At 71.8% G+C, this 14,949-nt stretch carries 13 protein-coding genes; 7 read left to right on the top strand and 6 right to left on the bottom strand.

The window, feature by feature from the left end:
• Positions 1 to 60: 60 nt before the first annotated feature.
• The gene (rpe, locus tag PFX91_RS09810; RefSeq protein ID WP_285731044.1) at positions 61 to 732 is read right to left on the bottom strand and encodes a ribulose-phosphate 3-epimerase; all 672 of its coding nucleotides are present in this window, start codon (positions 730 to 732) and stop codon (positions 61 to 63) included.
• 220 nt (positions 733 to 952) lie between these two features.
• On the opposite strand from rpe, the gene PFX91_RS09805 reads away from it, so the two are divergent.
• Positions 953 to 1,345: a hypothetical protein gene (locus PFX91_RS09805; protein ID WP_285731043.1), complete on the top strand. Its 393-nt coding sequence runs from the start codon at positions 953 to 955 to the stop codon at positions 1,343 to 1,345.
• A gap of 4 nt (positions 1,346 to 1,349) precedes the next feature.
• Positions 1,350 to 2,384, top strand: a complete 1,035-nt coding sequence (locus PFX91_RS09800; protein ID WP_285731041.1) for a hypothetical protein — start codon at positions 1,350 to 1,352, stop codon at positions 2,382 to 2,384.
• Here PFX91_RS09800 and PFX91_RS09795 read toward each other — a convergent pair.
• Entirely contained in the window at positions 2,370 to 3,839 is a 1,470-nt protein-coding gene (locus tag PFX91_RS09795) for an RsmB/NOP family class I SAM-dependent RNA methyltransferase (protein WP_285731039.1), read from the bottom strand. The two genes, PFX91_RS09800 and PFX91_RS09795, sit on opposite strands and share 15 nt — an antisense overlap.
• Positions 3,840 to 3,911: 72 nt before the next feature.
• Positions 3,912 to 4,847, bottom strand: coding sequence for a methionyl-tRNA formyltransferase (fmt, locus tag PFX91_RS09790; protein ID WP_285731038.1), 936 nt, complete (start codon positions 4,845 to 4,847; stop codon positions 3,912 to 3,914).
• 170 nt (positions 4,848 to 5,017) lie between these two features.
• Between fmt and PFX91_RS09785 the strand changes: the two genes are divergently transcribed.
• Positions 5,018 to 7,117, top strand: coding sequence for a primosomal protein N' (locus PFX91_RS09785; protein ID WP_285731035.1), 2,100 nt, complete (start codon positions 5,018 to 5,020; stop codon positions 7,115 to 7,117).
• A gap of 65 nt (positions 7,118 to 7,182) precedes the next feature.
• On the opposite strand, the gene PFX91_RS09780 is transcribed toward PFX91_RS09785, so the two are convergent.
• Both PFX91_RS09780 and PFX91_RS09775 read right to left on the bottom strand, forming a co-directional pair.
• A complete protein-coding gene (locus PFX91_RS09780) occupies positions 7,183 to 7,722 on the bottom strand; it encodes a DinB family protein (RefSeq protein WP_285731034.1) in 540 nt (179 codons plus the stop codon).
• Positions 7,713 to 8,426: a class I SAM-dependent methyltransferase gene (locus PFX91_RS09775; protein ID WP_285731033.1), complete on the bottom strand. Its 714-nt coding sequence runs from the start codon at positions 8,424 to 8,426 to the stop codon at positions 7,713 to 7,715. The genes PFX91_RS09780 and PFX91_RS09775 overlap by 10 nt, the downstream gene beginning before the upstream one ends.
• Positions 8,427 to 8,858: 432 nt before the next feature.
• Here PFX91_RS09775 and PFX91_RS09770 point away from each other — a divergent pair, with 432 nt between their 5' ends.
• From PFX91_RS09770 to PFX91_RS09755, 4 genes are all read left to right on the top strand, one after another.
• Positions 8,859 to 9,242 carry a DUF3870 domain-containing protein gene (locus tag PFX91_RS09770; RefSeq protein WP_285731032.1) on the top strand — a complete coding sequence of 128 codons (384 nt, stop codon included), beginning with the start codon at positions 8,859 to 8,861 and terminating at the stop codon, positions 9,240 to 9,242.
• Between the two features lie 44 nt (positions 9,243 to 9,286).
• Positions 9,287 to 10,546, top strand: a complete 1,260-nt coding sequence (locus PFX91_RS09765) for a CaiB/BaiF CoA transferase family protein (RefSeq protein ID WP_285731110.1) — start codon at positions 9,287 to 9,289, stop codon at positions 10,544 to 10,546.
• Between the two features lie 95 nt (positions 10,547 to 10,641).
• Positions 10,642 to 11,832, top strand: a complete 1,191-nt coding sequence (locus tag PFX91_RS09760; RefSeq protein ID WP_285731030.1) for an acyl-CoA dehydrogenase family protein — start codon at positions 10,642 to 10,644, stop codon at positions 11,830 to 11,832.
• A 125-nt stretch (positions 11,833 to 11,957) separates the two neighbouring features.
• Positions 11,958 to 12,425, top strand: a complete 468-nt coding sequence (locus PFX91_RS09755; protein WP_285731028.1) for a nitroreductase/quinone reductase family protein — start codon at positions 11,958 to 11,960, stop codon at positions 12,423 to 12,425.
• 46 nt (positions 12,426 to 12,471) lie between these two features.
• Here PFX91_RS09755 and PFX91_RS09750 read toward each other — a convergent pair whose 3' ends face one another.
• The gene (locus tag PFX91_RS09750; protein WP_285731026.1) at positions 12,472 to 14,646 is read right to left on the bottom strand and encodes a RelA/SpoT family protein; all 2,175 of its coding nucleotides are present in this window, start codon (positions 14,644 to 14,646) and stop codon (positions 12,472 to 12,474) included.
• Positions 14,647 to 14,949: the final 303 nt, after the last annotated feature.

The following is a 14,949-nucleotide window of genomic DNA, read 5'->3' as shown; positions in this document are numbered from 1 at the left end:
CCGTCCGGCGGGACGTGGCCACACGCGTACGCGGCCGTGTCGGGATCGTTGCGGGGGCCCTCAGTCGCGCCCTCGGGCCTTGGCCGCCAGGGAGCGTAGGGAGTCGACGGCCTTGGCCGGGTCCTGGGCGCCGTAGACCGCCGAGCCCGCGACGAAGACGTCCGCGCCGGCCTCGGCCGCCCGCTCGATCGTCTCCTCACTGACGCCGCCGTCGACCTGGAGCCAGACCGAGGCCTCGCGACTGTCGAGGAGTTCCCGGGCCCTGCGGATCTTGGGCAGGACCATGTCGAGGAACTTCTGACCTCCGAAACCGGGCTCGACCGTCATGAGCAGGAGCATGTCCATCTCGCCGATGAGGTCGGCGTAGGGCTCGACCGCCTCCGCGGGGTTGAGGGCCAGTCCGGCTCGGGCTCCGAGGCGGCGGATCTCCCGCAGGGTGCGCACCGGAGCACCGGCGGCCTTGGCGTGGATGGTGACACTGCCCGCTCCGGCCTCGGCGTAGGCCGGAGCCCAACGGTCGGGGTCCTCGATCATCAAGTGGCAGTCCAGCGGCGTGTCCGTCGCCTTGAGCAGGGACTCGACGATGGGCAGGCCCAACGTCAGGTTGGGGACGAAGTGGTTGTCCATCACGTCGACGTGGAGCCAGTCGGCGGACGGGGACACGGCGGCGGCTTCGTCCGCCAGGCGTGCGAAGTCGGCGCTGAGGATGCTGGGTGAGATCTGGATGGCCACGCGTGCAGTCTAACCGCGTGGCCGGCGGGCGGGCGGCCCCCTCCCACCTCACCGGACCCGGGCATCGGCCCCGGTGCGCTCCGTCGACGTGGACCACCGCTCCTTCGGAAGGCCGACGGCGGGCGGTGGCCGAGAGGAGAGAAGGGGTCGAGGGCTCCTGTGCCGGACGCCGCTGGAGTACGCTTCGTCCCACTCCACCCCTGGACGGGAGGACCCCCCGATGAGCAAGGACACGAAGACGGATCTGGGCCTGGTCTGCGAGCACGCCGATCTCCTGCGCGCTCGACTCGGACGCGCGTCCGAGAGGGCCTCGCCGGTCGACGCGGTGCTCCGGGCCGCCCGCGAGGGCGGGGACCTCGCGGGCGAACTGTCCCGTCTTTCGGAGTCGCTGACCGCGCTCGGGGGCCGTGGCCTGGCCGAGTACGCCGACGGCATCCATCGCGTGGGCGCCAGGGACGCGAGGGTGGCGGGGGTCGGCCTGCCCAGACCGGCCTCCGCCCTGTACGGGTGCCCCGACGGCCGGTGCGCGCGGACCTGGGAGCCCACCCCCGCGGAGGACGTGCCCGTCTGCCGGGTCAGCGGCTCCTCGCTGCGCCCTCCCGGGGGGCGGTAGGCGCATGGGCGACCTCTGGGCGGAACTGGGCGCCCGGCTCACCGAACGGCGGGTGGCGTCGCTCCTCCTCCCCGGGGCCCTGTACCTGGCGGTCGCCGTCGCCGCCCACACCCTGGGATGGGCCGCGGCGTGGGACGTGGACGGCCTGCTCGCCCTGATCGCGGAGCACGCCGCCGATCCGCGTGTGGACACCTTCGGCGGGCAGGCCCTGGTGTTGGCGGTCGTGGTGGCCGGGAGCGCCGCCGCGGGCCTGGTCGCGCGGGGGGTCGGCCGGGCGGTGGAACGGCTGTGGACAGCCTCGGACTGGCGCCTGTGGCCCCCGCCGCTGCGCGGTTGGACCGAGCGGTGGGTGGACTCGCGCCGTGTGCGCTGGGACCGGCTACGGGAGAGGGTCGAGCGGGCCCGTGGCGAACACGACGAGTCCGCGTTCGCCATGGCCTACGACCGAATGGCGCGTCTTTCCCCCGAACGACCGGAGCGCCCCACCTGGTGCGGCGACCGGTTGGAGGCCGTGCGGACCCGGTTGGCCCGTGACCACCGCGCGGACCTGGCCGTGCTGTGGCCGCACCTGTGGCTGATCCTGCCGGAGGAGGAACGCACCGAGATCGCGGGAGCCCGTGAGGGGCTCTCCCGCGCCATGGGGCCGGCGGCGTGGGCTCTGCTCTACCTGCCGCTGACCGTGTGGTGGTGGCCCGCGGCGTTCGTCTCCGCGGCCCTGGGCGCGATCGCGTGGACACGGACCCGTGCCGCGGCCGAGACCTACGCGACCCTGGTGGAGGCCACTGTGCGCCTGCACGCGATCGCACTGGCGGAGCGGCTGGGGGTCGCGCACGAGGGAAGGTTCAGCGGTGACCTCGGAGAGAGGCTGACCCTGCGCCTGCGCGCGAGCATGCCACCGCTGCACATGAGGCCTCCCCTCCCTCCGAAGCCGGGGCCCGAACCGGTCCGGCCCCCGGAGGGGCCGGCTCCCGGTCCGGTCGGTCCCACGGCGGACCGACCGGCGACCGAGACCGGATCCGAGGACTCAAGAACGCTCTGACCTGCGCAGCAGGGCCAGGAACATCGCGTCGGTCCCATGGACGTGCGGCCAGAACTGGACGTACCGCCCCTCGGGCCCCGCGGCGAGGTCGGGGACCTCGTCCAGGTAGTCGGCGGCGCGCAGGAGGGTCAGGTCCGACCGTTCGGAGAGCACGCGCCGCACGACCGCGTCGGTCTCGTCCAGATGGGGTGAGCACGTCACGTACGCGATCACCCCACCGGGGCGGGCGGCCTCGACCGCGCTGGTCAGCAGGTCGTGCTGGAGCGGTGACAGCCCCGCGGCCGAGTCCTCCGTACGCCGCCAGCGGGCCTCGGGGCGACGGCGGAGCGCGCCCAGGCCGGTGCACGGTGCGTCCACCAGGACCCGGTCGAAGGCTCCCGGCCGCCAGGCGGGCGCCGTTCCGTCGGCGATCACCGTGCGGCCCGCGTCACGTGGGGAGCGGCGTACCGCCCTGGCCACCAGACCGGCACGCGCGGGTTGTATCTCGGCGGCCAGCAGGCGGGCGTCGCGCTGCCCGGCCAGGGAGGCCAGAAGACCGGCCTTGCCGCCGGGGCCGGCGCACATGTCCAGCCAACGGGTGTCCGGTCCATGGGCGTCCACCCTGGTCAGGGCCAACGCGACCAGTTGGCTGGCCTCGTCCTGCACGGCGGCGCGGTTCTGGTGCACCTCGCGGATCGCCGCCGGGTCACCTTCGGGCAGGTAGGCGCCGAACGGCGAGTAACGGGCCTCCTCCGCACCGGCGGCCACGAGGTCGGCGACGGTGGCGCGCCCCGGCTTGGCCATGAGCGTCACCCGGGGGCGTTCGTTGTGGGCGGCGAGCAGGCGCTCGGTCCGGACCAGGCCCTCGGCCGACCTCTCCCCCAACGCTCGGGCCAGTTCCTTGACCACCCAGCGGGGGTGGCTGTGCACGACCGACAGGTGCCCGCTGGGGTCGGTCGCGCGTTCGGGGGCGACCACGGAGGTCCACTCGTCCAGGTCGCGCGCGGACACCCGACGCAGAACCGCGTTGACGAACCTTCCACGGTGGTGGCCCACGACCCGGCGGGCCAGGTCGACCGTCGCGCTCACCGCCGCGTGCGGCGGGATCTTGGTGGACAACAGTTGGTGGGCGCCCAGGCGTAGCAGCGGCAGCACCTCGGTGTCCACGGAGGCGAGCGTGCGGTCCACGCAGGCCTCCAGAACGGCGTCGTAGGTGCCCTGACGTCGCAGGGTCCCGTAGGTCAGTTCGGTGGCCAGCGCGGCGTCGCGTCCGCTGATGGCGCGTTCGTTGAGCAGGGCGGGCAACAGCAGGTTGGCGTAGGCGTCGCGTTGTTCGACCGCGCGCAGCACGTCGTAGGCCACGCGGCGGGCCGGGTCACGGGGCTGGGGCGGTGCGGACCCGCCCTGACCGCCGCCTCGCCCGGACCTTCCTCTCCTGCCGGGACGGTGGTACGGAGATCGGGACTGCTCGCTCAACGTATGTGCCTCAACAAGCCGGGGACGGGTCCTGGTGGGCCGGACGGCCCGCCAGGACGAGACTACGGCAGCTCAGCGTCCCAGGCGGTCGTCTTCGGTGGGACGCACGCCACGGGCCCAGTCCACCGCGGGCATGGCGCGTTTGCCCTGGGGCTGGACCTGCCCCAGGACGACCGGGTGGGTGCTGGTGCCGACCAGCACGCGCCTTTTGTCGACGTGCAGTCGACCGGGCTCGAGGACCGGTGTGTCGGCTTCGGGAAGGGGGGTGACGGGACCGATCTTGAGGCGGGTGCCGCGGAAGGTGGTCCAGGCCCCCGGGGCCGGTGTGCAGGCCCGGACCTGGCGGTCCACGCGCAGGGCCGGTGCGGTGAGGTCGAGTTCGGCGTCCTCGGGGGTGAGCTTCGCGGCGTAGGAGAGGCCGTCGGCCGGTTGTTCGACCGGGACGAGCCGCCCCTCGGCGATGCCGTCGATCGTGCGCACGAGAAGCTCGGCACCGGAGACGGAGAGCCGTTCGAGGAGCTCACCGCTGGTGTCGGTGGGGCGGATGGACTCGGTGAGGGTGCCGTAGACCGGCCCGGCGTCGAGCTCCTCGACGATCCGGAAGGTGGACGCGCCGGTGACGTCGTCACCGTGCAACACGGCGTGTTGCACGGGCGCGGCGCCGCGCCAGGCCGGCAACAGGGAGAAGTGCAGGTTGACCCAACCGTGGCGGGGGACGTCGAGTGCGGACCGTGGCAGAAGGGCTCCGTAGGCGACGACGGGGCAGCAGTCCGGGGCGATCCGTCGGAGCCTCTCCAGGAACTCGGGGTCGCCCGCCTTCTCCGGTTTGAGGACCTCGATCCCCTCGGCTCGGGCCAGCTCCCCGACCGGACTGGTCGAGACCTTGCGGCCCCGTCCGGAACGCGCGTCGGGCCGGGTGACCACGGCGGCGACCTCGTGGTCGGAGTCGAGCAGCGCGCGCAGCGACGGCACCGCCACCTGGGGCGTGCCGGCAAAGACAAGCTTCACTGTGGGTTCCCTCCACTTGCCCGGGGTCGGCCGTCGTGCCGGCGGCCGGCCCCGTGCGCCGGATCCGGCCGGAGAGGACGAGGAGCCCACGAGCACGGTCTGTCGGGTTCCCAGTTCTACCAGTCCCGGGAGCGGGTCGCCGTCATCTCCTTCTGATAGACAGAAGAGCGATGACAGCGCAGCCCGGCCGGCCCGACGAGACCCTCTTCGACCTTCCGAAGCAGGACGGGGCCAAGGCCCCCACGACCAGGAAGTCCCGCCGTCCGGCACCGCGCGGCCCCGCCGAGCGGCTACCGGTGGCGCGCGTGATCGTCGACACCCCGCTGCCCCACCTCGACCGGTACTTCGACTACCGGGTTCCCGCCGACATGGACGAGTCCGCGGTGCCCGGTTGCCGGGTGAGGGTGCGGTTCAACAACCGCCTGTTGAGCGGCTTCCTCGCGGAGCGGGTGCAGACCTCGGAGTTCCCGGGTCGACTGGCCTACCTGGAGTCGGTCGTGTCGCCCGAGCCGGTGCTGACCCCCGAGATCCTCGGGCTGGCACGGGCGGTCGCCGACCGCTACGCGGGCACGCTCAGTGACGTGCTGCGTCTGGCCGTGCCACCGCGCCACGCCCGTGTGGAGAAGGAGGTCGGGGACGCGCCGGAGGCCGGAACGCACATCGGGGAGGCGGAGGGCGCCGGCGGGACGGCCGAGATCGAATCCCTCGGCCCCTGGGCGGACTATCCCGAGGGGCCCTCCTTCCTCCACGCGCTCCGGGAGGGTCGGCCCGCGCGGGCCGTGTGGAACGCCCTGCCCGGCGGGGACTGGACCGCGGCGGTGGCGATCGCCGCACGTGCGACCCTGGCCGCCGGACGCGCGACGGTGATCGTGGTGCCCGACGGACGCGACGTCGCCTCCGTCGACACCGCACTCGGCCTGCACGTGGGCGAGGGTCGGTACGTGGCGCTCACCGCCGACCTCGGGCCGGCCGAGCGCTACCGGCGCTGGTTGGCGGTACTGCGCGGGCGGGTCCAGGTGGTGGTGGGCACGCGCGCCGCGGTGTTCGCCCCGGTCCGGGACCTGGGCCTGGTGGTCCTGTGGGACGACGGCGACGACGTGCACGCCGACCCTCACGCCCCCTACCCGCACGCGCGCACGGTGCTGTCCATGCGTGCGCACCGCACAGGCGCGGGCGCACTGATCGGCGGGCACACGCGCACCACCGACGCCCAGTCCCTGGTGGAGTCGGGATGGGCCCGTTCCCTGACCGCCGACAGACGGACCCTGCGCGGCCGCGCACCGGTGGTGCGGGCGGCCGGGGACGACCGTGAACTGGCGCGTGACGAGGCCGCGCGGTCCGCGCGCATGCCCAGCCTGGCCCTGCGCGCGGCGCGCGAGGCCGCCCGTACCGGACCGGTGCTCTTCCAGGTTCCGCGTCGGGGCTACCTCAACACGCTCGCGTGCGCCGGATGCCGTGAACCCGCCCGCTGCGACTCGTGCCGGGGCCCGCTCGCGGTGCGCGGCTCGCACGCCATGCCCTCGTGCGGTTGGTGCGGTCGGGTGGCCGGTCAGTGGGCGTGCCCCGAGTGCGGCCTCGGCCGGATGCGCGCCGTGGTGGTGGGCGCCCGTCGCACCGCCGAGGAGTTGGGCAGGGCCTTTCCCTCCTTGGCCGTGCGCACCTCGGGCCGCGAGGAGATCCTGCCCCGGGTGGCCGACTCGCCGTCGCTGGTGGTGGCGACCCCGGGCGCGGAGCCGGTGGCCGAGAACGGGTACGCGGCGGCCGTGCTCCTGGACGGCTGGGCACTGCTGAACCGGATGGACCTGCGTGCGTCGGAGGAGACCCTGCGACGCTGGTTGAACGCCGCGGCGCTGGTGCGTCCGGGCGGTACGGTCGTGGTGTCGGCCGAGGCCTCGCTGCCGGTGGTGCAGTCGTTCGTGCGCTGGGATCCGACGGGCTTCGCCGAACGCGAACTGGCCGAACGTCGGGAGTTGGGCTTTCCTCCGGCCGTGTCCATGGCCTCGGTCACCGGTTCCCCCGAGCACGTGCGCGAGCTGCTCGACCAGATCGCCCTGCCGGAGGGCACCGAACTCCTGGGCCCGGTCCCCGTCGGCGGGGACCGTTCGACCGACGCCGACGAGGCCCGCCCGACCGAGCGCGCGCTGCTACGGGTACCGCGCGCGCGGGTGGGCGCGCTGGCCCGGTCCTTGAAGGCGGCGGCCTCGGCGCGCAGCGCCCGCCGCGACGAACATCTGGCACAGGTGAGGGTCGACCCGTTGCACGTGGTCTGAACGTGGTGTCCGCGCGTCGGGGTCGGCGGGAGGAGGGGATCCCACGGCCGTCGACCGTGGCGCGCTCAACCGCCGTGGCCGGCGCGGTACAGGTCGCGTAGCACCGCCACCTCCGCACCGTGGTGGATGATCTCCCTGTTGACGTGGAGCACCAGGGCGACCATCGGAAAACCCGCCCACTGCGGTGCCTCGGCACTGCTCACGGGGGCGGCCAGGGCCTCGTCGTCCAGTCGCCGGATGTGCCCGGACCAGGCCTGGTAGGCGTGGCGCAGCCGTTGCCTGGCCTCGACCGCGCTCGCGGGCCAGTCGATGTCCTCACGTGTGGCGGTGCGGTCACCGAAGTGCCAGTTGACGCGGATCTCCAGCATGTCCACGGCGATGTGTCCCAGCCGCCAGGCGATGGTGGTCACCGGGGGCGGCTCCGGTTCGGGAACGGCCGAGTCGGGCTGGTGTCGCCCGGTGGAGGTCCTGCGGACCGTCCAGGCTCCGGGCACCGGTTCCCAGAAGAACTCCTCGTCGGTGAGCCCCTCCAGCCGGGGCCACAGGGAGTACTCCCAGTAGAACTGCGACTGTGCCAGGATCTCGCCGGCCCAGTTCACCGCCATCTACGTGTTCCCCTCCCCTGGACGGGGGCACGACCCAGCCCCGCGACGATTCCGGTGCCCTTGTCGGACACGTCCTCGTCAGGGTAGGGCCACCACGCGATGTCGGCGACGCCGGGCTCCAGGGGCTGGAAGGGGAGGAAGGCGCGCTCCGCCACGGCGTGGGGCGCGGTGGAGGCGAGGGCGAGGTAACCGCCGCCGCGCATGAGGGCGTGCAGGGCGTCGGTCCCGGTCGGCGGGTCGCCGGCGGTGAAGGGTCGGGTCATCAGAACGGCGACGGGCTCGTCGAAGTCGACGAGCCCGGAGGTGCCGAGCCGACGCAGGAGCGCGTCGACACCGGATCCTTCGCCGGAGAGCACGGCCGCACCCGCGGTGGAGAGCACGCCGGCCGTACCGTGCGGGGCGACATGGACGACCGAGGCGCCGGAGCAGGCGTCGCGGACGCGTTCGGCCGTGCCGGGCACCGGACACCCCCAGTCGACGAACTGGCGCACGCCCGCGTCGGCGCACAGGTAGTCGATCACCCGCCCCAGGAAGGCCTGGTGCAGGCGGGTGTGTTCCGTCTGGAGGGCGTGGGGGGACTCCTCCGCACACGGTCGGAGCGGGACCAGGCGCGACCGGTGGCCTGTCGCCGATGCCGATTCTCGTCCACGGGACACGGCAGTGAGCGGCCCCGTCTCAGGTCCTCGTGCGTTGGTCACGATCATGCTCCCCCAGCCGGTCCGCTCGCGGGAGGCAGGACGCGCCACGGGAGGGGCCGGTCTGACCCAGGCAGCGTCGCGCCATGCTGTCAGGGCCCGATGGTACCCCTGGAGAGGTGACCCTCGGCACACAGGTGGGTGTTATGTACCCTATTTCGCCTTTTGCCAGCTCCTGTCGTACGGGGCTGGGGCAAGGTACCGCCGTGCTCCGTCGTCCCGACCACGCGCGGTTCCCGCACCGGCTGGGGAATCGCACCGGGGCACCACCGGACGGGACGCTCGGGACCCCGCCCCGCTTGACACCCTCGAATCCCGTGAGGACATACTTGTGCCTGCCTGCCCTCACGCCGCGGGTGTCCGGTTTCCCCGACCGCCCTCCAGGCGCGAGACTCCAGAGCATCGGAGTTTTCGCGTGCCCGCGAGCGAGAGGTGTCCACGTTGCACGGCCACGACCGTATCCAGCAGCTCTTCCGCGACCCCGGAGTCGTCCTGGTCTCCGGCTACGCCCGTCTTCCCGACACGGTGGCGAGCCATTCCCAGTACCAGCGCCTCGGCGTGGTCCTGGCGGTGGACACCGCGGACGACCGTATCGTCGCCGCGGACACCACCCTTCTCACCGACCTGGCCAAGGACTTCTTCCGCGCCCTGGTGGAGGGTTCCTCGGTGACCGAGGACCTCTCCGGACTCCTACGGCGAGTACAGACACGGTACGCGGGCCAGTCCGGTGCGGCGCTGACCACCGCCCTGCGCCGTTGCCTGGAGACGTACCACCACCTGCGTGAGGGCGCCCGATCGCCCGAGACCCCCGACAGCGAGGAGTGAGCACCGCATTGACTTCCCCTCCTTCCGCAGCGGACCACGGGGACGTGCCCCCGGCCGAGGCCGACCAGTGGTCCGACGTCCCGGCGGCCCCGCCTCTGGCTGGGGTGCGCGTCGCCGATCTTTCCCGTGTCCTGGCGGGGCCCTACGCCACCATGCTGCTCGCCGACATGGGCGCCGAGGTGATCAAGGTGGAGCAGCCCGGACGCGGTGACGACACCCGCGCCTGGGGCCCACCGTGGGCCGGTGCCGATGGGCCCGGCACCGGTGAGAGCGCCTACTTCCTGTCGGTGAACCGCAACAAGCGCAGCCTCGCCGTGGATCTGAAGGATCCCGAGGGACTGGCCGCGGTGCAGAAGTTGTGCGCGACCTCCGACGTGGTGATCCAGAACTTCCGGCCCGGGGTGATCGACCGGCTCGGCCTCGGCTACGAGGCCGTCAGTGCCCGCAACCCGGCCGTGGTGTACTGCTCGGTGAGCGGGTTCGGCCCCGAGCACGAGCCGGACACACGACCCGGCTTCGACATCGTGGTGCAGGCCGAGAGCGGTCTCATGGCCACCACCGGACCGCCCGAGGGACCGGCGAGCAAGGTCGGCGTGGCCCTGAGCGACGTGCTCACCGGGCTGAACGCGGCCGTGGGAGTGCTCGGTGCGCTCATGCGGGCACGCGCGACCGGGCGGGGGGAGAACGTCAGCGTGTCGTTGATCAACTCCACCCTGTCCGGCCTGGTCAACCTCACCCAGCAGGCGTTGGTGACGGGGACCGAGCCGCCCCGGGTCGGTAACGCCCACACCACGATCGTGCCGTACCAGACCTTCCCCACCCAGGACGCGGAGATCGTCATCGCCGCGGGGAACGACGCCCTGTACCAGCGGTTGTGCGCGGCCCTGGACCGCCTGGACCTGGGCGGCGACCCCCGTTACGCCACCAACTCCGGCCGCGTGGCGCACCGGGAGGAACTGGTCGGCGAACTGTCGGCGACCCTGCGTTCCATGCCCGCCGACCACTGGATGGAGGTGCTGGTGGAGGCCGGGGTTCCGGTGGGGCGGGTACGAGGGGTACTGGACGCCCTGCGCACCGCCGACGCCGGCGGTGACGACGTCCTGCGCACCGTGGAACATCCCACCGCGGGCTTGCTCGAACAGGTGCGCGCGGGCTTTCGGTTGGAGAACACCCCTCCACCGCTCACCGCTCCGCCGCTGCTCGGGCAGCACTCCCGTCAGATCCTCACCGAACTGGGTCTGGACCGGGCACGCGTGGACGAGATGATCGAGCGCGGGGCCGTCCAGCAGTCCGACCTACCGTGAACACGGAGACCGTACGGACCACGCCGTCGTCGGACGGCGCGGTTTCGCACCCGCTCGGTCGCACCGGCCGAACACAGCACGAAGGGACTTTCACCATGAGCGACCCCCGCAGGCCCGCCGCCCCGGACCCGCGCGACTTCCTGGCCGTGGACGCCGACCTGTCCGACGTCGAACGGGACGTCCGTGACGCCGTGCGCGCTTTCGCCGCACGCGAGCTGCTGCCGCACGTGGCCGACTGGTTCGAGGCGGGCACCCTGCCCGACCCGCGCGGTCTGGCCAAGGCCTTCGGCGACCTCGGGGTGCTCGGCATGCATCTGGAGGGGTACGGCTGCGGCGGTTCCAGCGCGGTCGCCTACGGTCTGGCCTGCCGGGAGCTGGAGGCCGTCGACTCGGGTCTGCGCAGCTTCGTGTCGGTGCAGGGTTCACTGGCGATGACGGCCATCCACAAGTTCGGCTCCGAGGAGCAGAAGAACGAGTGGTTGCCGCGCATGGCGGCCGGTGAGGCGATCGGCTGCTTCGGACTGACCGAGCCGGACTCCGGTTCCGACCCCGGTTCCATGCGCACCCGCGCGCGCCGGGACGGAACGGACTGGGTGCTCGACGGGACCAAGATGTGGATCACCAACGGTTCGGTGGCCGACGTGGCCGTGGTGTGGGCCGCCACCGACGAAGGGATCCGCGGGTTCGTGGTGCCCACGGACACCCCCGGGTTCTCCGCCAACGTCATCCACAGGAAGCTGTCGCTGCGCGCGTCCCTCACCTCCGAACTGGTGTTGGAGGAGGTGCGGTTGCCCTCCGAGGCGCTACTGCCCGCCTCCCGGGGGCTGGGGTCGCCGCTGTCGTGTCTGAACGAGGCCCGCTACGGCATCGTGTGGGGTGCCGCGGGCGCGGCCCGCGCCTGTTACGAGGCGGCTCTGGACTACACGCTCAGTCGCGAGCAGTTCGGCGGCCCCATCGCCGGTTTCCAGCTCACCCAGCGCAAGCTCGCCGACATGGTCGTGGACGTCAACCACGCCAACATGACGGCTCTGCGCATCGGACGGCTCAAGGACCGGGGCGAGTGCCACCACAACCATGTGAGCTTCGGCAAGTTCTCGTGCGTGGCCGCCGCCCAACGCGTGGCCGCCACCGCGCGTTCGATGCACGGGGCCAACGGCATCACTCTGGAGTACCCGGTGATGCGACACATGGTGAACCTGGAGACGGTCGCCACCTACGAGGGCACCGAGGAGATCCACGCGCTCAGCATCGGTCAGGCGGTGACGGGGCTCTCCGCGTTCCGGTAGGAGGGTCTTTCGAGAGCCTCACCTCGTGTCCGGGAGTCCTCAGACGGGGACTCCCGGCGTCCACGGCGCCATCGGTGGGGCGCAAGCACCACAATGGTGAGCATCCGAGCGAGGGAGTTACCGAGATGGGGAACGAACCGACGAAGCGGTTCGAGATGACACGGCTTCGGCGCACCGCCAACGCCTTCGTCAGCGGCTTCGTCAAGTACGGGGTGTGCCCGCCGGAGTTGCACCTGCTCACCACGCGTGGGCGCAGGTCGGGCTTCCTGCGCACCATCCCGCTCAGCGTGCTGGACAGCGATCACGGGCGGTTCCTGGTCTCCCCGTACGGGGAGACCGACTGGGTCCGCAACCTGCGTGAGGACGGCTTCGCGACACTGCGGCAAGGCGGTTGGATCGAACTGATCAGCGTGCGCGAGTTGGGGGCCGAGGAGGCCGCTCCGCTGTTGAAGGAGTACCTGGACCATCCTCGCGCGGCCGTGGTGGGTCCCTATTTCGAGACACCACCGGACGCCCCCGCCGAGGTGTTCGCCGCCGAGGCCGACCGCCACCCGGTCTTCGCGATCGTGCGCTCGACCACGGTCCGCATCTGAGCGGAGGTACCCGGTCCCCGGGTGCCCCGAGAGGGTGCCCGGGGCCTCAGTTACGGACGCGGAAGACGTCGTAGACGCCGTCCACCCCCCGCACCGCGCGCAACACGCTGCCCAAGTGGGCGGGATCGGCCATCTCGAAGGTGAAGCGGCTCTGCGCCACCCGGTCACGACTGGTCTGAACGGTGGCGGACAGGATGTTGACGTGCTGGTCGGACAGCACTCGGGTGATGTCCGACAGCAGCCGGGAACGGTCCAGCGCCTCCACGTGCAGCGCCACCAGGAACATCGAATCCTCGGTCGGAGACCACTGCACCTCGACCATGCGGTCGGTGTCCAGAGTCGTGGTGTTCACGCAGTCCTTGCGATGTACCGACACCCCGTTGCCCCGCGTCACGAAACCGACGATCTCGTCCCCCGGCACGGGCGTACAACACCTGGACAGGCGCGCCCAGACATCGGGGGACCCCTCCACGACCACGCCCGGGTTGCCGTGCTGGCGGTGGCGCGCCGCCTTGGTGGGCAGGGCCGACTCCGCGATGTCCTCGGTGTGACTCTCCAGGCCCCCCAGCGAGTCGACGAGCTTGCCCACCACGTGTTGGGCGCTGACCTGGTTCTCCCCCACCGCCGCGTAGAGCGAGTCCAGGTCCGCGTAGCGCAGGTCGCTGGCCAGGGCGATGAGCGCCTCCCCGCTGAACAGGCGCTTGACCGGCAGCTCCTGCTTGCGCATGACCTTGGCGATCTCCTCCTTGCCGTGCTCGATCGCGGCCTCGCGGCGCTCCTTGGTGAACCAGTGCCGGATCTTGTTGCGCGCCCGGGCGCTCTTGACGAAGTTCAGCCAGTCCCGACTGGGGCCGGCGTCGGCGGTCTTGGAGGTGAGGATCTCCACCGTCTCGCCGTTGTGCAGTTCGCTCTCCAAGGGCACCAGGCGACCGTTGATCCGGGCCCCCACGGTGCGGTGGCCGACCTCGGTGTGCACGGCGTAGGCGAAGTCGACGGCGGTGGCGCCCTGGGGCAGGGAGATCACGTCACCGCCCGGGGTGAAGACGAACACCTCCTGGACCGACAGGTCGAAGCGCAGTGACTCCAGGAACTCCCCGGGGTCCTTGGTCTCCTGCTGCCAGTCGATGAGCTGGCGCAGCCACTGCATGTCGGGACTGCCCTTGGGCCTGCTCTCGCCGCCCCTGCCGCGGTCCTCCTTGTACTTCCAGTGCGCGGCGATGCCGTACTCGGCGCGCCGGTGCATCGCCCGTGTACGGATCTGCAACTCCACGGGGCTGCCCGAAGGTCCGATGACCGTCGTGTGCAACGACTGGTACATGTTGAACTTGGGCATCGCGATGTAGTCCTTGAACCGCCCCGGCACCGGGTTCCACCGCGCGTGGATGGTCCCCAGCGCCGCGTAGCAGTCGCGGACGCTGTCCACCAGTACCCGCACGGCGATGAGGTCATAGATCTCGTCGAAGCCGCAGTCCCGGGCGATCATCTTCTGGTAGATCGAGTAGTAGTGCTTGGGCCGACCTCGGACGGTGGCCTTGAGTTTGGCCTCCCGCAGGTCGGCGGAGACCGCCTCGATGACCTCTTGCAGGTAGACGTCCCGGCGCGGTGCGCGTTCGGAGACCAGCCGGGCTATCTCGTCGAAACGCTTGGGATAGAGGGTGGCGAAGGCCAGGTCCTCCAGTTCCCACTTGATGGTGTTCATCCCGAGGCGGTGGGCGAGCGGGGCGAAGATCTCCAGCGTCTCCCGCGCCTTCTTCTCCCGTTTGGCCTTGGAGGGCAGGTAGCGCAGCGTACGCATGTTGTGCAGGCGGTCGCACAGTTTGATGACCAGCACGCGGATGTCGCGGGCCATGGCCACGACCATCTTGCGGACCGTCTCGGCCTGGGTGGCCTCGCCGTACTTGACCTTGTCCAGTTTGGTGACACCGTCGACCAGTTCGGCGATCTCGTCCCCGAAGTCGGCGCGCAGGGCCTCCAGCGAGTACTCGGTGTCCTCGACGGTGTCGTGCAGCAGCGCGGCGGCCAGGGTGGCCTCCTGCATGCCCAGTTCGGCGAGGATCGTGGCGACCGCGAGGGGGTGGGTGATGTAGGGGTCGCCGCTCTTGCGTTTCTGGTCCCGGTGGTAGTGGGCGGCGACCTCGTAGGCGCGCTCGATGAGCCGCACGTCCACCTTCGGATGGGTGGCTCGCACGGTCTTGATCAATGGTTCGAGCACCGGGTTCATCGTCACTCCCCGCTGGGCGCCGAGTCGGGCGAGCCTTCTGCGTACTCGCACCGTGGAGGGCGTGGTGGAGGGGGACTGATGTCGTGTGGCCCCCACACCGGAGACACCGGAGGGCGCCGCTGCTCCCGCGGCGCCCTCCGGGCGGTCTGCCTGTGTTCTCGTGGTCGCACCCGGCACACCGGTGTTCTCCGCGTGCCCTCCCGACATGGTCGGCCGCGGGCCTGCCGAGGCGTCCTGCCGCGTCCCGTTCGCCATCACGGCCCCGGTCGAAACCACTTCGCTTGGCATGTCTACCTCCCGCGG

The organism is Nocardiopsis sp. ATB16-24, assembly GCF_030271535.1.
Lineage (GTDB): Bacteria > Actinomycetota > Actinomycetes > Streptosporangiales > Streptosporangiaceae > Nocardiopsis.
The sequence above is the reverse complement of the archived record's forward strand: the minus strand, read 5'-3'. Positions and strand labels throughout refer to the sequence as shown.